This is a genomic window from Bacillus sp. SIMBA_008 (genome assembly GCF_046535495.1).
Classification (GTDB): domain Bacteria; phylum Bacillota; class Bacilli; order Bacillales; family Bacillaceae; genus Bacillus; species Bacillus subtilis.
In genome coordinates this window covers 1-268 of the sequence record NZ_JAWRWL010000538.1, presented here as the reverse complement: position 1 = coordinate 268, position 268 = coordinate 1, and the positions used below count along the sequence as shown (strand labels likewise).

The following is a 268-nucleotide window of genomic DNA, read 5'->3' as shown; positions in this document are numbered from 1 at the left end:
CGGCCGACGGACATCTGATCGTCCCGTTCCTGCTGGCGCTCGTGGTCACGACCGTCACGGCATCCCTCGCCCTGCGGCTGCCGCAGGTGGCATGGGCGCTGCTGCCCGCCGGCGCGGCGCTGATGCTCGTCATCGCGCTCGGCACCCCGCAGCCGGCGTTCCCGATCGTGCAGGGTCTCGTCTTCGCGATCGTCAGCATCGCCTGGCTCGCCCTCTGTCAGATCTGGGCCCCGCAGAACATGGCCGTCTCGGTCAGCGAGGTCGATCC

The 268-nt window shown here is 70.5% G+C and carries 1 protein-coding gene; it reads left to right on the top strand.

The window, feature by feature from the left end:
- Positions 1-268 (top strand): hypothetical protein (locus tag SB658_RS24355; RefSeq protein ID WP_410602934.1); only part of this gene is annotated, 268 nt, incomplete at both ends.